The 16,921-nt window shown below is 69.5% G+C and carries 20 protein-coding genes; 10 read left to right on the top strand and 10 right to left on the bottom strand.

Annotated elements, in window-relative coordinates:
- Positions 1–88: 88 nt before the first annotated feature.
- From ABZV38_RS06675 to ABZV38_RS06685, 3 genes are all read right to left on the bottom strand, one after another.
- Complete coding sequence (locus ABZV38_RS06675) at positions 89–208, bottom strand: Ms4533A family Cys-rich leader peptide (RefSeq protein WP_356325209.1); 120 nt, start codon at positions 206–208, stop codon at positions 89–91.
- Positions 209–351: 143 nt separating this feature from the next.
- Positions 352–1,746, bottom strand: a complete 1,395-nt coding sequence (locus ABZV38_RS06680; RefSeq protein ID WP_356325211.1) for a DUF3152 domain-containing protein — start codon at positions 1,744–1,746, stop codon at positions 352–354.
- A gap of 8 nt (positions 1,747–1,754) precedes the next feature.
- Positions 1,755–2,720 (bottom strand): alpha/beta hydrolase, encoded by a 966-nt coding sequence (locus tag ABZV38_RS06685; protein ID WP_356325213.1) that lies wholly within the window; start codon positions 2,718–2,720, stop codon positions 1,755–1,757.
- A 109-nt stretch (positions 2,721–2,829) separates the two neighbouring features.
- Here ABZV38_RS06685 and ABZV38_RS06690 point away from each other — a divergent pair, with 109 nt between their 5' ends.
- The 4 genes from ABZV38_RS06690 (at position 2,830) to ABZV38_RS06705 (ending at position 4,707) form a co-directional block, all read left to right on the top strand.
- Positions 2,830–3,045: a hypothetical protein gene (locus ABZV38_RS06690; RefSeq protein ID WP_356325215.1), complete on the top strand. Its 216-nt coding sequence runs from the start codon at positions 2,830–2,832 to the stop codon at positions 3,043–3,045.
- 168 nt (positions 3,046–3,213) lie between these two features.
- Positions 3,214–3,855: a TetR/AcrR family transcriptional regulator gene (locus tag ABZV38_RS06695; RefSeq protein ID WP_030915445.1), complete on the top strand. Its 642-nt coding sequence runs from the start codon at positions 3,214–3,216 to the stop codon at positions 3,853–3,855.
- 124 nt (positions 3,856–3,979) lie between these two features.
- A complete protein-coding gene (locus ABZV38_RS06700) occupies positions 3,980–4,207 on the top strand; it encodes a DUF3107 domain-containing protein (protein ID WP_356325217.1) in 228 nt (75 codons plus the stop codon).
- A gap of 230 nt (positions 4,208–4,437) precedes the next feature.
- Positions 4,438–4,707: a hypothetical protein gene (locus ABZV38_RS06705; RefSeq protein ID WP_356325219.1), complete on the top strand. Its 270-nt coding sequence runs from the start codon at positions 4,438–4,440 to the stop codon at positions 4,705–4,707.
- Between the two features lie 72 nt (positions 4,708–4,779).
- Here the strand turns inward: ABZV38_RS06705 and ABZV38_RS06710 are convergent, their stop codons facing one another.
- Positions 4,780–5,514: a ferritin-like fold-containing protein gene (locus ABZV38_RS06710; protein ID WP_356325221.1), complete on the bottom strand. Its 735-nt coding sequence runs from the start codon at positions 5,512–5,514 to the stop codon at positions 4,780–4,782.
- A gap of 475 nt (positions 5,515–5,989) precedes the next feature.
- Here ABZV38_RS06710 and ABZV38_RS06715 point away from each other — a divergent pair, with 475 nt between their 5' ends.
- Together ABZV38_RS06715 and ABZV38_RS06720 are read left to right on the top strand one after the other, a co-directional pair.
- On the top strand, positions 5,990–7,870 hold the full coding sequence (locus ABZV38_RS06715; RefSeq protein WP_356325223.1) for a DEAD/DEAH box helicase: 1,881 nt from the start codon (positions 5,990–5,992) through the stop codon (positions 7,868–7,870).
- 189 nt (positions 7,871–8,059) lie between these two features.
- Positions 8,060–8,908 (top strand): alpha/beta fold hydrolase, encoded by an 849-nt coding sequence (locus ABZV38_RS06720; protein WP_356325225.1) that lies wholly within the window; start codon positions 8,060–8,062, stop codon positions 8,906–8,908.
- A gap of 1 nt (position 8,909) precedes the next feature.
- On the opposite strand, the gene ABZV38_RS06725 is transcribed toward ABZV38_RS06720, so the two are convergent.
- The gene (locus ABZV38_RS06725; protein ID WP_356325227.1) at positions 8,910–9,806 is read right to left on the bottom strand and encodes an NYN domain-containing protein; all 897 of its coding nucleotides are present in this window, start codon (positions 9,804–9,806) and stop codon (positions 8,910–8,912) included.
- Between the two features lie 210 nt (positions 9,807–10,016).
- Between ABZV38_RS06725 and ABZV38_RS06730 the strand changes: the two genes are divergently transcribed.
- A complete protein-coding gene (locus ABZV38_RS06730; protein WP_356325229.1) occupies positions 10,017–10,169 on the top strand; it encodes a hypothetical protein in 153 nt (50 codons plus the stop codon).
- A gap of 76 nt (positions 10,170–10,245) precedes the next feature.
- On the opposite strand, the gene ABZV38_RS06735 is transcribed toward ABZV38_RS06730, so the two are convergent.
- The 3 genes from ABZV38_RS06735 to ABZV38_RS06745 all read right to left on the bottom strand — a co-directional run bounded on the left by ABZV38_RS06735 (position 10,246) and on the right by ABZV38_RS06745 (position 12,636).
- Positions 10,246–10,851 carry a MarC family protein gene (locus ABZV38_RS06735; protein ID WP_356325231.1) on the bottom strand — a complete coding sequence of 202 codons (606 nt, stop codon included), beginning with the start codon at positions 10,849–10,851 and terminating at the stop codon, positions 10,246–10,248.
- Positions 10,852–10,990: 139 nt separating this feature from the next.
- Positions 10,991–11,857: a PHP domain-containing protein gene (locus ABZV38_RS06740; protein ID WP_356325234.1), complete on the bottom strand. Its 867-nt coding sequence runs from the start codon at positions 11,855–11,857 to the stop codon at positions 10,991–10,993.
- A gap of 134 nt (positions 11,858–11,991) precedes the next feature.
- Positions 11,992–12,636 (bottom strand): DUF6758 family protein, encoded by a 645-nt coding sequence (locus tag ABZV38_RS06745; RefSeq protein WP_356325236.1) that lies wholly within the window; start codon positions 12,634–12,636, stop codon positions 11,992–11,994.
- 157 nt (positions 12,637–12,793) lie between these two features.
- On the opposite strand from ABZV38_RS06745, the gene ABZV38_RS06750 reads away from it, so the two are divergent.
- Positions 12,794–13,225, top strand: a complete 432-nt coding sequence (locus ABZV38_RS06750) for a hypothetical protein (protein ID WP_356325238.1) — start codon at positions 12,794–12,796, stop codon at positions 13,223–13,225.
- An 88-nt stretch (positions 13,226–13,313) separates the two neighbouring features.
- Here the strand turns inward: ABZV38_RS06750 and ABZV38_RS06755 are convergent, their stop codons facing one another.
- Positions 13,314–13,898 (bottom strand): suppressor of fused domain protein, encoded by a 585-nt coding sequence (locus ABZV38_RS06755; RefSeq protein WP_356325240.1) that lies wholly within the window; start codon positions 13,896–13,898, stop codon positions 13,314–13,316.
- Between the two features lie 409 nt (positions 13,899–14,307).
- Between ABZV38_RS06755 and ABZV38_RS06760 the strand changes: the two genes are divergently transcribed.
- Both ABZV38_RS06760 and ABZV38_RS06765 read left to right on the top strand, forming a co-directional pair.
- On the top strand, positions 14,308–15,423 hold the full coding sequence (locus ABZV38_RS06760) for a magnesium and cobalt transport protein CorA (protein WP_356325242.1): 1,116 nt from the start codon (positions 14,308–14,310) through the stop codon (positions 15,421–15,423).
- Between the two features lie 13 nt (positions 15,424–15,436).
- Positions 15,437–15,961, top strand: coding sequence for a hypothetical protein (locus tag ABZV38_RS06765; protein WP_356325244.1), 525 nt, complete (start codon positions 15,437–15,439; stop codon positions 15,959–15,961).
- 16 nt (positions 15,962–15,977) lie between these two features.
- Here ABZV38_RS06765 and ABZV38_RS06770 read toward each other — a convergent pair whose 3' ends face one another.
- On the bottom strand, positions 15,978–16,748 hold the full coding sequence (locus ABZV38_RS06770) for a hypothetical protein (RefSeq protein ID WP_356325246.1): 771 nt from the start codon (positions 16,746–16,748) through the stop codon (positions 15,978–15,980).
- Positions 16,749–16,921 lie beyond the last annotated feature (173 nt).

A 16,921-nucleotide genomic window follows, 5' to 3' on the forward strand; every position in this document is an offset into this window, starting at 1 on the left:
GAGTACGCCCAGGCGCGGCAGCCGGGAAGAGCCGTTCCCTACGAGACAGGACTCGGGGAAAGGGGGCCGACGCGCGCTCAGGCAGGCGTCAGCAACAGTGAATGTCGGCGACGCTGTGCCCGGTCACGCCGATGAGCGCCAGCACAATGGCGGCGCATTCGGAGGTGACGGGGCTGCGTGACATGCCGAGAAATATGCGGGACCGCATCGGCGATGTCAACGCGGAACAAGACGCCGATCTCAGATACTGGACAGTATTCCGGACGGCCGCTCTCCCGGCCCGGGCGCGGTTCCCAGCAGGGCGCGATCAAGGTATGACCTGGCGCAACGGGGCCGGTGCCCCGCTCCGGCTCAACTGGCCGGGTAGACCCAGGCGTTGGGGCGGCACTTGATCCCATCGATGTTCAGGGATTTGGTCTGCTGCTGCATCACCGGAGCCAGGGCGCCCGGCGTGCGGCAACTCACATGGTTGTGCCCCAGCCGGTGGCCGACTTCATGGTTGATCAGCATCTGCCGGTAGGCGAAGAGCTTCTCGGGGCCGAACGTCGACGATCCCTGGGCCCAGCGATAGGCGTTGATCATCACGCGCTCGGTCGCCGCGGAATCGCACGAGACATTGTCCTCGGTCGTATCGAGGCCCGACTTCCTGCACCAGTCGCCGGTGGTTCCCGGGCTGGCCAGAGTGATCACGAAATCGGGGTCCCCCGAGGAGATCCGCTCAAAGGTCATGGCGCCGTGGTGCGCCCAACTCCGGTCGTCATTAAGGGTTTTCTGAACCGCTTCGGCAAAAAGTCCGGCATCGAGGCCGAGACCTTTTTCGACATCGATCCGATAGCGGTACTTATGCCCCGCGCCCGGAGCCTTCGCCGCGCCCGGAACCACCTCGAAATGCCCGGAGCCCTGGAGTTCCCGGGCGAGCGGATAGGCCGTGGCCATCTTCTGCTCGTACGAAAGGGGCTTGACCGCGGCCGGTGTGGGCGTCGGCCGGTCGTCCGACCGGGAGGAGGTGTCGTCGGCACCGTCCCGGTCCACGCCCGTCCGCGCGGTGGCATCGACCCGCGCGCTGCCGTCGTGGGCGACCTGTCCGGCGACGACGACCGCGAGCACGGTGGTCACCGCGGCCGCCGCGATGCCGGTGAAGGTACGGCCCTTGGTGCCTTTGCTGTCCTTGCTGTCCTTGCTGTCCTTGCTGTCCGGAGCGGTGCCCGGTACCGCATCCCTGTCCCCGCCGGGGGGCCGCTCGTCCCACTCGCCGACCGAGCTGAACGGATCGGCCGGTGGGGCGGACGGGGAACGCGGCGCGGGTGGCGTGAGCGATGCGGCTGGTACGTCGAAGGCATCGACGAACTCTCGTCGTGGCCCCGGTATCAGCGGTCGCGTACCGACCGCCTGCTGCTGCGGCATCGGCGGCCGCTGAGCCATCGACTGCTGGGAGACCGGCCGAGGTGCCCCCGGCCGTCGCCCCGGGTCACCGGTCCGCGCCGTTATGCGCCAGTCGCCGTACCGCTGCTGCGGGCCGGTCCCCCAGCCACCACCCGGTTCACGCGGTTCGGGATGGCCGCCGCGCACCTGCGGGACCCCTTGGAACGGAGTGTGCCCGTCCGTGCCGGGCGGCGTGTCTGCCGTCCTCCTGCGCCGTCCGCTGCCGTCCTCCGGCCGGACCCCCTCACGGCCGCCTGCCGCGTTCGCGGCGGCATCGCTCCCGGGCCCCTTGGGTGGAGGGCCTTTTCGGCTATGTCGTCCCACGCCCCGGATCAGCTCCCGCCGCGTTCGTCGAGCAATTCCCGGAACGCCTGGGCGACCGCCTCCGGGTACTCCATCATCGCCACATGCCCGGCATCGGGCAGTGTCAGCAGCCGCGAATCACGGAAGGCCGCGGACGCCCTGCGTGCCATCCGGTACGAGACGAGCTGGTCCCGTCCGCCGTACACGAGCTGGGTCGGGGCGAGCACACGCTCGGCCTGGCGCCACAGTCCGTGCTGTCCGCCCAGCGTGTACGCATCGACGATGCCACGCGCCGAGCGCGCCATCGCGTCCCAGAAGTACGGCAGCTCCAGCCGCCGCTCCATTTCGGCCACCGCTTCACGGAAGCCGGCTTCGGAGACGCGTGCCGGATCGCCGTAACAGAGTGCCATGACTCCGCGCGTCCGTTGTTCCGCCGTCATGTCCTTGGTCATCCGGGAGAACAGGGATGCGATCCCCGGAACGGCGAGCAGTGCGGTCGGCACGGCGGGCCACTGCACCCGGATCTCGGGCAGCGCCGGCGAGATGAGGGTGAGCGTCCGCACCAGATCGGGGCGGACGGCCGCGACCCGGGTGGCCACCGCGCCGCCGAGCGAACAGCCGAAGAGATGGACGGGGCCGCACTCCCCCGCATCCAGGAGCCGGATCACCGCGCGGGCGTGCCCGGTGACCGAATAGTTGCCGTCGTCCGGCGGCGGGGAGTCCCCGAAGCCGGGCAGGTCGACCGCCTCGCCGTCCACCACGTCCTGGAGCAACAGCATCAGCGCCGACCAGTTCTGCGAGGAGCCGCCGAGCCCGTGCACATAGAGCGCGGGCGGCAGTCCGGACCGCTCCGGCGGGCGGGTGCGGACGTTCAACGTCAGCCCGGGCAGCGCGACGGAACGCAGTTTCTCGCCCTCGGCTACCCGGACGGGACTCGCCGTGGGGGCCACCACGGCGGCAGCGGCGCGGGCTCCCGGCAGCTCGGTCGACGACATGCGCCAATGTTACGAGACGATCACACCGTGGTTTGTGTGTTCGCCGTCACAGATGGCATAGCGCCGTGGAGGGGTAGCTCCTACGCTCGAAGCAAGGAAGGGAGTCACCATGACGGTCGACCCCAGTGACCCGGAGACCTTCGAAGACATTCAGCCGGACGAACCGGACCAGGAGACGCCCGAGGCGGATGCCGTCGAGCAGCAGGCCGATCTCCAACAGAAGAGCGACGACCCGCTGACGGACTTCGACCGGGCCACCGCAAATGAGGCGGATGCGGCCGAGCAGCGCCGCGTGGTCGCGCAGGATGAGGACGACTACCGCTGATACGTCCCGTTTTGCCGTGGGGGTCGGCCAATCTGTGGCTACCGCAGCGGTCCGGTCCGTGAAATTCTGCGTCCGCGCCGCGCGCACCCGGGTTACTCAAAAGTACGATGGCCGAACGGCGCAGCGTGTACGCAATGGCTGCGTTCGATCACAAATTTGGGAGGCGGCGTGACAGCCATCGAGCAGACAGAGGCAGCGCGCCCGCGGGGCACTCGCCTGCCTCGCCGCGCCCGACGCAACCAGCTGCTGGGCGCCGCGCAGGAGGTCTTCGTCGCGCAGGGCTACCACTCCGCCGCGATGGACGACATCGCGGAGCGGGCCGGTGTCAGCAAGCCGGTGCTCTACCAGCACTTCCCGGGCAAGCTGGAGCTCTATCTGGCGCTGCTCGACCAGCACTGCGAGTCGCTGCTGCAGGCGGTCCGTACGGCACTGGCGTCGACGACGGACAACAAGCTGCGCGTCGCCGCGACGATGGATGCCTACTTCGCGTACGTCGAGGACGAGGGCGGCGCCTTCCGGCTGGTCTTCGAGTCGGACCTGACGAACGAGCCGGCGGTACGCGAGCGGGTCGACCGGGTCTCGCTGCAGTGCGCGGAGGCAATCTCCGACGTCATCGCGGGTGACACGGGCCTGTCCAAGGACGAGTCGATGCTGCTCGCGGTGGGACTGGGCGGTGTCTCCCAGGTGGTCGCCCGGTACTGGCTGTCCAGCCAGTCGGCGATTCCGCGCGACACGGCGGTGCAGCTCCTCACCTCGCTGGCCTGGCGCGGCATCGCCGGGTTCCCCCTGCACGGCATCGATCAGCACTGACCGTCCGGCCGTGTTCGCTGCGGGCGTGGCCCGCCGACCGCTGGCAGCTCCCCTCACCGGGCTAATGTGTGGTGCGTACGGCGCGGCTCACGCGCAGAGGACTGACCGTCGGAGGGACATAGCCGTGGAGGTCAAGATCGGCGTGCAGCACGCACCCCGGGAGATCGTTCTGGAGAGCGGGCTTTCCGCCGAGGAGGTCGAGAGCGCGGTCGCCGATGCTCTCACCGGCAAGGCGCAGCTGCTCAGCCTCACGGACGACAAGGGCCGCAAGGTCCTGGTGCCGGCCGACCGGGTCGCCTACGTGGAGATCGGCGAGCCGAGCACGCGGCGGGTGGGGTTCGGCGCGCTGTAGGAGCACGCTCGACGCACAGTAGTGAGAAGCGGCCCGGCGGGGATCCCCACCGGGCCGCTTCGTCGTTTCCCGCTGCTCACGGCCACCGACGCCTGTGCGACACCTGTGCGAAAAATGTCCCAGGAGGGTTGCGTTCCACGGCCCACGGGTAGGACCGCCTACGACCGATTTGCCCCCACAGCTCCATGAGCAGGGGAGATCCCCCTCCGCAACCCGCGAGGTGAACATCTGTGATCTGGGAATCCCTCGGCTCCGTCGTGCTCGGACTCGCCCTCTCCTGGGCGGCGCTCCGCTCACTGTCGGGCCGGCTCCCGTCCCGTCGTACCGTCTTCGCCACCGGCGCTCTGGGGGCCCTGTTCGGCGCGTATCTGACGCACTCGGTGCTGGGGCCGGGCCATGTCCTGGCCACCCTGATCGGCGCGGTGCTGATCGGCGCGGTGACGCTGTCCCTGCTGCTCCGCCCGGGCAGCCGCCGTCTGAGCCGATCAGCGGCGGCCTGACCTCGTACGAGGCCGGCCCCGGACCGGCCGGCCGGTCGTCCTGATCGGTCGGCCGTCCGGGGCGGGTACGGGTCAGGCAGCCAGACCGAGTGCGGCCATCCGCTTGGTGTGCGCCTCGGTGATGCGCGAGAACATCCGGCCGACTTCTGCCAGGTCGAAACCGTCGGCCACCCCGCCGACGAGCATCGTCGACAGCGCGTCGCGGTCGGCGACCACCCGCTGCGCCTGTGAGAGCGCCTCGCCCATCAGCCGGCGGGCCCACAGAGCGAGCCGGCCGCCGACGCGCGGGTCGGCCTCGATCGCGGCACGCACCTTCTCCACGGCGAAGTTGCCGTGGCCCGTGTCGTCGAGCACGGCGAGGACGAGCGAGCGGGTGTCCGAGTCGAGGCGGGCGGCGACCTCACGGTAGAAGTCACTGGCGATCGAGTCGCCGACGTACGCCTTGACCAGACCTTCCAGCCAGTCCGACGGGGCGGTCTGGCGGTGGAAGTCGTCGAGCGCCTTGGCGAACGGCTCCATGGCCCCGGTCGGCTCGGTGTCGATCGCGGACAGCCGGTCCGTCAACCGCTCGAAGTGATGGAATTCGGCGGACGCCATCTTTGCCAGCTCCGCCTTGTCGGCCAGCGTCGGCGCGAGTTTTGCGTCCTCGGCGAGCCGCTCGAAGGCCGCAAGTTCCCCGTACGCGAGTGCTCCCAGCAGATCCACGACCGCGGCGCGGTACTGCGGCTCAGCGGATGCGGTGGCCCAGTCCTGGGCGGCGATTCCGGTGGGTGCGGGGGCTTCAGTGGCGTTGTCAGGCGTCTCCATGAACCGCAGAATAGCCCGCCCGTCGAAGGATGGAAGGGCCTGGTCAGCCGGTGACATCACACCGTTCCGATGAATTCGCCCGACACACATGCGCGAATCCGGGGTACAGTGGTATTGCGGCTACTGAGTATTTTGGATGTACCGGTGGCGCGAAATTGAATGAGGATGCCCGGTCGGTGGCCCGATCGGCTCCGACCCGACAGCCCTCCACGCGGGGCGTACGACACGTACGACCGCAGATGAGGGGCCCCCTCAGCGGCACGAGCGCTCGAGCGACGGCAGTGGTCCCGCGCCACCCGGCCCATCCACGGCCGGATGACCAACCCCGGCACGGTACGACCCCCAGCGTTCGCCTCGGACCGCGTCTCACAGAAGAGGCAGCACCCTGACTACGTTCCGAGACCTCGGGATCCTTCCCGAGACGGCCGAGGCCCTTGAGGCCGTCGGCATTGTGTCCCCCTTTCCCATCCAGGAGATGACGCTCCCCGTCGCACTCTCCGGCTCCGACGTGATCGGACAGGCCAAGACCGGTACCGGCAAGACGCTCGGTTTCGGTCTTCCGCTGCTGGAGCGCGTCACCGTCCCCGCGGACGTCGAGGCGGGCCGGGCCCAGCCCGAGCAGCTGACCGAGGCGCCGCAGGCGCTGGTCGTCGTTCCCACGCGTGAGCTCTGCCAGCAGGTCACCAACGACCTGCTGACCGCCGGCAAGGTGCGTAACGTCCGCGTTCTCGCGATCTACGGCGGCCGTGCGTACGAGCCGCAGGTCGAGGCCCTCAAGAAGGGCGTCGACGTGATCGTCGGTACCCCGGGCCGCCTGCTCGACCTGGCCGGTCAGCGCAAGCTCGACCTGTCGCACGTGCGTTCCCTCGTCCTCGACGAGGCCGACGAGATGCTCGACCTGGGCTTCCTGCCCGACGTCGAGCGGATCATCACCATGCTGCCGCCGACCCGCCAGACGATGCTGTTCTCGGCGACCATGCCGGGTGCGGTCATCGGCCTCGCGCGGCGCTACATGACGCAGCCGACGCACATCCGCGCCACCTCGCCCGACGACGAGGGCGCGACCGTCGCCAACACCTCGCAGCACGTCTTCCGTGCCCACTCCATGGACAAGCCGGAGATGGTCTCACGGATACTGCAGGCCAACGGCCGTGGACTGGCGATGATCTTCTGCCGCACCAAGCGGACGGCAGCCGACATCGCCGAGCAGCTGGAGAAGCGCGGTTTCGCGTCCGGCGCGGTCCATGGCGACCTCGGCCAGGGCGCCCGTGAGCAGGCGCTGCGGGCGTTCCGCAACGGCAAGGTCGACGTGCTCGTCTGCACCGATGTCGCGGCCCGCGGTATCGACGTCGAAGGCGTCACGCACGTCATCAACTACCAGTCGCCGGAGGACGAGAAGACGTACCTCCACCGCATCGGCCGGACCGGCCGTGCGGGTGCGAAGGGCATCGCGATCACGCTGGTCGACTGGGACGACATCCCGCGCTGGCAGCTGATCAACAAGGCGCTGGACCTGAAGTTCCCCGACCCGGTCGAGACGTACTCCACGTCGCCGCACCTCTTCGAGGAGCTCGACATCCCGGCCGGTACCAAGGGTGTCCTGCCGCGCACCGAGCGGACCCGTGCGGGTCTGCGGGCCGAGGAGATCGAGGACCTGGGCGAGACGGGCGGCCGTGGCCGCAAGGCGTCCGCCGCGTCGTCGGCCCCTGCGGAGCGTGAGGAGCGAGCGCCGCGTACGCCGCGTCAGCGTCGTCGTACGCGGGGCGGGTCCGCGGCTGCGGACGGCGCCGCCGCTGTGGTGCCGGCGCCGGCCTCCGAGGCCGCACCGACCTCCGAGGCCGCGTCGGTCTCGTCGGTTGCTGACGCGCCGGCCGAGCCGCGTACACCGCGTCGCCGTCGTCGTACCCGTGTCGGGGCCCCGGATGTCGCGGCCGAGGCCGCGGTGGCCGTGGCCGTGGCCGTGGCGGAGGCTCCGGCCGCCGTTGTCGAGGCACCGGTGAAGGTCGAGGCGGAGCCGGTTGCCGAGGCCAAGCCGCGTCGCCGCCGGGCCAGGGTCGTGGCCAAGCCGGTGGCGGACGAGGTCGACTTCCAGATCGCGCCGATCGCCGAGCCGATGCCGGAGACCAAGGCGCTGACCAAGCCGCGTCGTCGCGCCCGGGTCGTGGCCAAGCCGGTGGCGGACGAGGTCGACTTCCAGATCGCGCCGATCGCCGAGCCGGTGCCGGAGAGCAAGCCGCGTCGGCGGACGCGCGCTGCGGCGAAGCCGAAGGCGGAGACCGTGGTCGAGGCTCCGGTCGCCGAGGGCGAGGCGAAGCCGCGGCGTCGGCGGGCGCGGGCGGCTACGACCGAGAGCTGACCCCACCACGTGGGTTGGTTCGGGGCTGCGCCCCGAACCCCGCTCCTCCATCTCCCATGGCCTCAATGGCATGGGGGACCCCTGAGGGGCTTGCATGGCCGGACGGGCTTGAGGGCGACCTCAAGCCCGTCCGGCGTTTGAGGACACCCGATTCGGCCCGTCCGGCGTTCGAGGACATAGCCTCGTTCCATGAGTCGGCCGCACACCTTCACCCCGCCCCCCTGCGCCCGCGTCCGCCCGCTGCGTACCGCGCGTGGGGACTTTGCTGTGCTGGAAGCCCTGCCGCCTGCCGAACCGCGCGGCACCGCACTCCTGTTGCCCGGTTACATGGGCAGCAAGGAGGACTTCATCGCGCTCCTCGAACCACTCTCCGCCGCCGGGTACCGCATCGTCGCCATCGATGGGCGCGGGCAGTACGAGACCGAGGGGACGGATCGTCAGGAGGCTTACGCTCAGGGCGAGTTGGCTCGCGATGTGCTTGCGCAGGCCGCCGCGCTCGACGCCGGTGGTGACGGCTCCGTCCATCTGCTGGGGCATTCGCTCGGCGGCCTGATCGCCCGTGCGGCCGTGCTGGTCGACGCCTCGCCGTTCCGTTCGCTGACGCTGATGTCCTCCGGCCCCGCCCAGGTCACCGAGGCCCAGCAGCTCAAGGTGAAGATGCTCAGCGACGCGCTCACGACGCTGAGCATGGCCGAGGTGTGGGAGGCGATGCGCGCCCTCGACCCGCCGGAGGACGCGGCGACGGACGGCGAGGGCCTGCGCCGACGCTGGCTGCGGCACCGGGCCGCCCAGCTCATCGCCACCGGCCGGCAGCTGGTGACCGAGCCGGACCGGGTGGCCGAACTCGCCGCCGTACCGCTGCCCGTGCTTGTGCTGTCCGGCGAGCGCGACGACACCTGGCCGGTGCCGCTGCTCGACACGATGGCGCAGCGCCTCGGCGCGCACCGCACCCGGATCGCGGGCGCCGAGCACTCCCCCAATACGGACCGCCCGGAGCAGACCGCTGCCGCGCTCGTCTCCTTCTGGGACGGCGTGTAGTTCAGTACTGCGCCTGCAGGTGCTGCCAGAAGCCGTCGCGCAGCGCCCGCCGCAGGTGGGCGTGGCCGCGCAGCGAGTGCTGGAGGAGTCGCTCGGCTTCGACAAGCAGGTCCTGGTCGACGGAGCCCGGCAGATAGGGGTGTCCGGGCAGCAGATCGGCGAGGGACTCGCGGCCGCGGGCGGCGAGCCAGGCCGCGGCAATCTGCGCACCGACGAAACGGACGTCGTCGCGCGAGGGCGCCGGGGAGTCGTCCTCGTATGTGGTGACGGGGCGTCTGGTGACGTACGGCCGACAGAAGTCGAGGTCGAAGGTGCGCTGGCTGTCGACCTCCCAGAGCAGCGGTTCGGCCTGGTTGCGGCCTTCTCCGGCCTCGATGCCCCACAGGTGGACCCGGGCCCCGTACCCCTGCGCCGCCTCGACCGCCGAGACCAGGTCCTCGTCGCCGCCGACGAGCGCCGCGTCGCTGATGGCGCGGTGCCGGGCGAGCGATTCGAGGTCGGTGCGGATGAGTGAGTCGACGCCCTTCTGCTGGTTGTTGGCGTTGAGATTGCCGAGTCTGACCTTGACGTCGGGGAGTTCGGCGATGGACTGCTGCTCGACGGTGTGGATCCGGCGCCTGGCCCCGTCGTACCAGTACACGCGCAGCAGTCTGCTGTCCGCGAAGATCGTGCGGGCCTTGTCGATGAATGCCTCGATCAGCCCTTCCGCGTCGAGATCGAAGGAGCGCCGGTCCTCGGTTCCGGTGACGAGCAGCCCGGCCGCTGCGTACACATAGCCCGCGTCCACGAAGATCGCGTGGGTCGAGGGGGTCTTCGACACCTCGGCGAGCACGCGCCCCAGCAGCTCGTTGGTGCGGTCCAGGCGCTCGCCGATCTCTGCGGCCTGTGCCTCGTTCATACGGACCTCATGGTGCGCGCACGACCCGTTGCCCACTGGTACTTAGACATCCAAAAAATTTCCTTAGCGTAGGGAATGTTTGCAGACAGCATGCCGTTGTACACCCTGCGGAGCGCAAGACACTGGTGTCTGGTGCTCCACATCCTTGCGGACGGATCATCCGTCCTCCCAGTAGTTCTCCAGCAGGAGGATCAGACGAAGGGAAGCCATATGCGCTTCGAGATCATGCGACTCGACGATGTCGACGGTACCGCCGTGGACAGCACCGTCGTGGACGCCGCCTCCGTCAACCGGATCGTGCAGCAGGCCGCCGCGATAGGCCAGCGCATCTATATCCGCCCGGCCCAGACCTCGGCCTCGTAACACCTGACGACGCACAAAGACGAAGCGCCCCCGTACGGACTGTCCGTACGGGGGCGCTGTGGCATGTGCGGCGCCGTCAGGAGCTCTGGATGACCTGGGTGATCCCGTTGATGATCTGCTGTACGGCGATGGCGGAGAGCATCATTCCGGCGAGCCTCGTCATCAGCACGACACCGCCGTCCTTGATCACACGGATGATCAGCAGCGAGTAGCGCAGGGCCAGCCAGAGCACGACATGCATGGCGACGATCGCCGTCCAGACGGAGATCTGCATGGCGAAGCTGTCGGCGTGCTGCACCGCCAGGATCACCGAGACGATCGCCCCGGGTCCGGCGAGCAGCGGCATGCCCAGCGGTACGAGCGCCACGTTGACGTCCTTGGTCTGCGTCGGCTCGTCGGTCTTGCCGGTCAGCAGATCGAGCGCGATCAGCAGCAGAAGAAGTCCGCCCGCGATCATCAGGGCGGGGACGGAGACATGCAGATAGTCGAGGATCTGCTGGCCGAGCACGCCGAAAACGGCGATCACGCCGAAGGCGACCGCGACCGCCTGGAACGCCATCCGGCGCTGGATCTTGGCGGGCCGTCCGGCGGTCAGGGCAAGGAAGATCGGGGTGATTCCGGGCGGATCCATAATCACAAAAAGCGTGAGAAAAAGGGATCCGAAGACAGCAACATCGAACACAGTGAGGCCTTGCGAGAAGAGAGCGAGTCGAAACAGGACACGCGCAGCCCACGGCCAGGTCCGGCCGGGCACGCGAAGAAGGGGACGTACGTGACGTACGCGAGAAGCAATGGAGTGCGCGAGACGCGCAGACGGGGAGCTACGCGGGGCGGGGTCCACCGGCGCCCGGCACCGGGAAGGCTCCCGTGGCGCGCCGGGTGATCTCGCCGTAGATCTCCGGGTCGGTGGTGTATTCGCCGAGCCGCACGGTCTTCCGGCGACCGTGGTAGTCGCTGGAACCGGTGGCCAGCAGCCCCAGTTCCTTGGCGAGCCCGCGCAGCCGGGCCCTGGTCGGCTCGTCGTGGTCCATGTGGTCGACCTCGATGCCGTCGAGGCCTGCCGCGGCGAGCCGGGCTATCGACGCCTCGGGCACCACCTCACCGCGCTTGACGGCGAGCGGGTGGGCGAAGACGGTGACGCCACCGGCGGCCTTGACCAGCCGGATCGCGTCGAAGGGGTCGAGTTCGTGCTTCTCGGCGTACGCGCGACCGCCGTTGGCGAGCCACTCGGGGGTGAAGGCGTCGGAGACGGTCTCGACGACACCGAGCTCGACGAGCGCGGTGGCGATGTGCGGCCTGCCCACCGATCCCTCGCCGGCGATCCGGGAGACCTGCTCCCACTCGACGGGAACGCCGAGCGCCTGGAGCTTGCGCACCATCGTCTGCGCGCGCGGCACCCGGTCGTCGCGGACCAGCTCGCGTTCGCACGCCAGCTCGGGCTCGTCGGGGTCGAAGAGGTACGCGAGCATGTGCAGGCTCACACCGTCGATCCGGCAGGAGAGCTCGGCGCCGGTGACGAGAGTGAGTCCCTCGGGGAGCGCGGCGGTCGCCTCGGCGTGGCCGCGTACGGTGTCGTGGTCGGTGAGGGCGACGACATCGAGACCCGCCGCCGCAGCGTTCCGCACCAGCTCGGCAGGGGTGTCCGTGCCGTCCGACGCGGTGGAGTGGGTGTGCAGGTCGATGTGCACGACGCGTACTCCAGTGCTCGCATGCCGGACAGGGGGGACGCCCAAGGATAACCGGAATTCGAACACCGCCCGGTCAGGACGGCAGGACAGGGCAGGGCAGGGCAGCAGTGCGGCCAGGATCCGCCGGACCAGCCCTAGGGCCGGCTGAGCAGCCGTGGGCTGAGCGCCCCGCAGGGCACCAGGTCGATCTCTCCCCCGGCGTCGCGCAGATCGGTCAGTATCAGCTCGTCGTACATCAGCAGTGCGGACTGCTCGGGCCAGACGACCGCCCACAGCCAGAGCCCTCGCGCCTCCCCCGCGAAGACCGCTCGGTCCTCGGGGGCACTCTTGACCTGCCAGAGCGGGGTGGGCCGTCCGGCGGCGAGCACCTTGGCGTTGGGTGGGCCGTCGACGTGGAGGTACGGGCCGGGGTCGGGGCCGTCGATCCCGGCGTAGCGCGCGCCGAGGCCGACCCCGAGCTCCTCGGCGACGAGCAGCATCTCCCCCACCCCGCCGAGCGGACCGGGCCCCGAGCAGGCGACGACGGTGGCGCGGCCGCCGCTGCGGTCGTCCCCCGCGTATGCCACGCCGGTGAACAGCCAGCCGACCGGCAGCGGCCAGGGCATCCACACCGGCACGCGGGCACGGTGCACCACCACGCCGAGCGCCTCGACGCTGGGCGGAATCACCGGCTGCATCGGATACACGGCGCCGTGCACGGCGCACTGCCACGTGTCGGCGAAAAGACCGGGCGCCCTGACCCGGCCACCGCACTTCGGGCAACTGGGTTCGCCCCTCATAGCGACCAACGGTCCTCCCCGGCTGTCGCCGCGTCAAGGACGATCACCCGTCCGCAGCGTGGCTCCCACCAGAATAATTAGATGTAACTTGCATTTATTAGGTTCTCTAACTTATTCTGTGCACAACACATCGATCTACTGGAGAGCGAGCACTCCCATGTCGGCAGATGATCCATTCGATCAGGGAACGGGCAGCATCCTGCGCCAGCCCAAGGCTGTCCGGGCCACCGCGGGTGCCTCGGTTGTCGCGTTCATGGGGATCGGGCTGGTCGACCCGATCCTGCCGTCCATCGCCAAGGGACTCGAGGCCACACCCAGCCAGGTGTCCCTGCTCTTCACCTCGTACTTCCTGATCACCGCGGTCGCGATGCTCGTCACCGGCTTCGTCTTCGCCGCGGCCGCCGCCCCGTATCTCGCCCCGAAGATCGAGGAGTGGAGCAACATCCACGTCCCGTTCGTGGTCGCCGCGATCGCGGCCGTGGCCGGCGCGCTCGTGGTCCGGATCCGCCGTACGGCCCTGACCCACGAGGCGGAGGAGCTGGAGCCGAAGCACGCCACCGAGGACGGCCTCACGGTCTTCGCCAACTGACCCCTGGGTCAATCCTGTTCCGCCCCGCCCGCGGCTCTCCCTCCTGGCCGCGCGGCGGGGCTTCCAGCATCCCCGTATGGCCTATGTCTCAGTCCAGGGCTACGGAGGCACGCAGCGGATCACGCAGATCCGTCCCGTGCGACAGCCACCGCTCCTGGAGCTCCTGCGCCCCGCGGACCCGCTTCCATGCGGCCTCGTTGTGCGTCATCGGCAGGAGCGGCAGGAACCGGACCGGCTCCATCGGCTCGTCCAGTGCGAGGTCCTCGACCAGACCGCCCGGCTCGGCGACCAGTACGGAGCTGAACGGCGCCCCGGGCCACAGCGGTTCACCGAGGTCCAGCGAGGCGCCGGGCGCCACGATCAACCCCTCGACCTGCGGGGAGGCCGCCAGCACCGCCAGCCCGCGGAGCACTTTGTCGGTGTCGGCGAGCCCGGCCCGCACGGAGAGGACCAGCTCGGCGCGCGGCCCCTTCACCGGGTCCGCGAGGGCTGCGGTCGGGTCGGACATCGGCTGGGCGGACATGCCGAGCGTCGCGTAGCGCACCACATCGCCGTCGACGAAACGGAGCACCTCGATCCGGTCCGTACCGAGGAACGTCACCGCGGCGCGTGCGTCCGGTTCACCGAGAGCCGTCCGCAGACGGGCCTCGACCAGAGCAAGAATTTCTCCCATGTGGCGAGCATAGAACGCGTATCGAACGGGCAAATTAAGGGATTGGCCCTGTGTCGGCTGATAGTCTTGGCCGCTGGTCGGGGCAGCACGCAGAAGCGTCGCTCTCAGTCCCGACGACACGTCATCCCCCACGGGGGACCGGCTGGAGGAGGTGGGGCTGCAATGGATCGAAGTCGATCGTGCAGTACCGATCGCTCTTCCGCCCGACACCTCTCTTCGGTGATCTGAAGCCTTCTCGGTCAAGGCCCGGGGCATTGCGCACGACGGAAGAGCACTCCTTTTTTGCCTGTCTGTAGCGAACGCCGTCATCGCGCCGCCGCGGTGCCGCCCGCTTTGCGGATGTGAGCACACGTCCCCATTCCGGGCTGTTCCACGCGCCCGACGACGGCCCTCCGTGAAGGAGCCAGCCATGTCGATGATTCGTGACCTGCGCGCCGCCGTGCGCCCGTCCCTGCGCAAGACCAACGTCCTGCACAGCAATTACGACACCACCCGTGACCCGTCCGCCTCCAGCGCGGTCGTCGACTGCGCGGTCTACCGCGACGGACGGCGCCAGGAGAGCGGAAGCTGCCTGACACCGCACGAGGCGATGCTCCGGGTACGGGAGGAGGGCGGCTTCGCCTGGATCGGCCTCCATGAGCCGACCGAGGCCGAATTCGCGGGGATCGCCCGGGAGTTCGGCCTCCACCCACTCGCCGTCGAGGACGCCGTCCACGCCCACCAGCGGCCGAAGCTCGAGCGGTACGACGACACGCTCTTCACCGTCTTCAAGACCATCCACTACGTCGAGCACGCCGAGCTCACCGCGACCAGCGAGGTCGTCGAGACCGGTGAGGTGATGTGCTTCACCGGCCGGGACTTCGTCATCACCGTCCGGCACGGCGGACACGGCTCGCTGCGTGCGCTGCGGCACCGGCTGCAGGACGACCCCGAGCTGCTCGGCAAGGGGCCGTCGGCCGTTCTGCACTCCATCGCCGACCATGTCGTCGACGGCTACATCGCGGTGGCGGAGGCCCTCCAGGACGACATCGACGAGGTGGAGATCGAGGTCTTCTCCACCCCCGCGAAGGGCAGCCCGCGTGGTTCGGAGGCCGGCCGGATCTATCAGCTGAAGCGCGAGGTGCTGGAGTTCAAGCGGGCCGTCTCACCACTGCTGCGGCCGATGCAGCTGCTCAGCGAGCGCCCGATGCGGCTGGTCGACCCGGACATCCAGAAGTACTTCCGGGACGTCGCCGACCACCTGGCGCGGGTGCACGAAGAGGTCATCGGCTTCGACGAACTGCTGAACTCGATCCTGCAGGCCAACCTGGCGCAGGCGACCGTCGCGCAGAACGAGGACATGCGCAAGATCACGTCCTGGGCGGCCATCATCGCCGTACCGACCATGATCTGCGGCGTCTACGGCATGAACTTCGAACACATGCCGGAACTGCGGTGGACGTACGGCTATCCGATGGTGATGGGCGTCATCGGGGTCGTCTGCTTCACCATCCACCGCTCGCTCAAGCGCAACGGCTGGCTCTAATACAGTTGAGGTCATGACTGCTGCTGCCGCTGACTCGCTGCTCGGACCGGCCCTCGTCGAGGAGGCCACCAAGAAGTCCGGCCTCATCTGGGTGCGCGGCACCGGGCCCGCGCGGGCGCTGTGGCACGTATGGCACGAGGGGGCGGCCCATCTCGTCGGGGACGGCCCCGGCGAGCAGCCGCTCCCGGCCGGTCTCACCGACGGATCCGCCGCCGAGGTGACCGTACGCAGCAAGGACAAGGGCGGCCGGCTGGTCGCCTGGACGGCCTCCGTGACGGAGCTCGCGCCGCACTCCGAGGAGTGGGAGGCGGCGGTCGCCGAGCTCAAGGGCAAGCGGCTGAACGCGCCGGACGCCGAGCAGATGACCGAGCGGTGGGCGCGCGAGTGCCGGGTGCTGCGGCTGACCCCCGGCGACTCCCGTACGGACCTGCCGGACATCTCGCACGCGGCGGCGCCGCTGCCGACCCCCGTGACCACTCGCCGCCCCGCACCCGACGCGCTTCCGCGGCTGCTCCTGAAGCGTCGCCGCAAGAGCTGACGGCGGCCGGACGACGCTACGAGGTCGACCTGGGGAGCTGCTGCCCGTAGTCGACGGTGTCCCCCTTGGCCGGGGCCTTCAGGTCGAAGTCCAGGTCCCAGTCGGCGAGCGTGAAGATGCCTCCGCCACCGCCGCGGGCGAACCGCAGCGGATACGGCGTGCCCTTCAGCGAGACATCGAGCGCACCGCCCTCGCCCTTGCCGCCGAGGATCTGGACGGTACGGACGGAACCCACCTTGCCGTGGTCGCCCTTGTTGACCTTGCCGTGCAGCGTGAGCAACCCGTCGAGCAGGGTCTTCATGTCCGTGAAGCCACGCAACTGCTTGTATGTGGGGTCGTCCTGGGGGACCTTCACATACTTGTCCTGGAGTTTGTCCCCGGCTGCGGCACCTGCGTCGTCCTTGCTGTCCGTGCTGCCCTTCTCGTCGTGGCTCCAGAAGCCGGAGTCGGCCTTCAGATAGACCTCGTCACCGATCCGCAGCAGCTCGAACCTGCTCTTCTTCGAGGTGACGGAGCCCGTGCCGCCGTCCTCCTTGAGTCGCATGTTTAGCTTGTACGTGCCGCCCTTGCTGACCAGCGTGCCGGCCAGCCGCACCGCGTCCGCGGAGTCCGCCGCCTTCTGTGCCCGCTTCTCGATCTCCGCCGCCGAGAGTCTGCCGACGCCGTTGGTCCCCTTGTCCGGATCCTCGCTGCCGCACGCCGCCAGGGCTGCGGTCAGGCCCGCACAGAGCAGGACGGCAACAGCGGTCCGGCGGCGGGGAGCGACGGGCGGGACAAAAGAGGTCACGGGCGCACTGCCTCTCATCTGCGTGTCGGGGGTGGCTGACGGCAGCGTACCGGTGCCGGGTACGCCGTCCGGCGCAGAGCCGTACGGACGGCTCCACCGGGCCGACCCGGAGCGGTACGGGCTAGCCTGATCCCGTCATAAGGGTAAATAACTGGGTAAACGAGCCAACTCCA

It is taken from the genome of Streptomyces sp. NPDC005181 (assembly GCF_040608395.1).
In the GTDB taxonomy this organism is placed as follows: domain Bacteria; phylum Actinomycetota; class Actinomycetes; order Streptomycetales; family Streptomycetaceae; genus Streptomyces.

Coding starts and splice junctions, on each gene's coding strand:
- ABZV38_RS06690 (WP_356325215.1), top strand. CDS start 2,830: ATGACGGTCGACCCCAGTGACCCGGAGACCTTCGAAGACATTCAGCCG.
- ABZV38_RS06710 (WP_356325221.1), bottom strand. CDS start 5,514: ATGGAGACGCCTGACAACGCCACTGAAGCCCCCGCACCCACCGGAATC.
- ABZV38_RS06760 (WP_356325242.1), top strand. CDS start 14,308: ATGTCGATGATTCGTGACCTGCGCGCCGCCGTGCGCCCGTCCCTGCGC.
- ABZV38_RS06685 (WP_356325213.1), bottom strand. CDS start 2,720: ATGTCGTCGACCGAGCTGCCGGGAGCCCGCGCCGCTGCCGCCGTGGTG.
- ABZV38_RS06715 (WP_356325223.1), top strand. CDS start 5,990: ATGACGCTCCCCGTCGCACTCTCCGGCTCCGACGTGATCGGACAGGCC.
- ABZV38_RS06750 (WP_356325238.1), top strand. CDS start 12,794: ATGTCGGCAGATGATCCATTCGATCAGGGAACGGGCAGCATCCTGCGC.
- ABZV38_RS06720 (WP_356325225.1), top strand. CDS start 8,060: ATGAGTCGGCCGCACACCTTCACCCCGCCCCCCTGCGCCCGCGTCCGC.
- ABZV38_RS06765 (WP_356325244.1), top strand. CDS start 15,437: ATGACTGCTGCTGCCGCTGACTCGCTGCTCGGACCGGCCCTCGTCGAG.
- ABZV38_RS06745 (WP_356325236.1), bottom strand. CDS start 12,636: ATGAGGGGCGAACCCAGTTGCCCGAAGTGCGGTGGCCGGGTCAGGGCG.
- ABZV38_RS06725 (WP_356325227.1), bottom strand. CDS start 9,806: ATGAACGAGGCACAGGCCGCAGAGATCGGCGAGCGCCTGGACCGCACC.
- ABZV38_RS06730 (WP_356325229.1), top strand. CDS start 10,017: ATGCGCTTCGAGATCATGCGACTCGACGATGTCGACGGTACCGCCGTG.
- ABZV38_RS06755 (WP_356325240.1), bottom strand. CDS start 13,898: ATGGGAGAAATTCTTGCTCTGGTCGAGGCCCGTCTGCGGACGGCTCTC.
- ABZV38_RS06675 (WP_356325209.1), bottom strand. CDS start 208: ATGCGGTCCCGCATATTTCTCGGCATGTCACGCAGCCCCGTCACCTCC.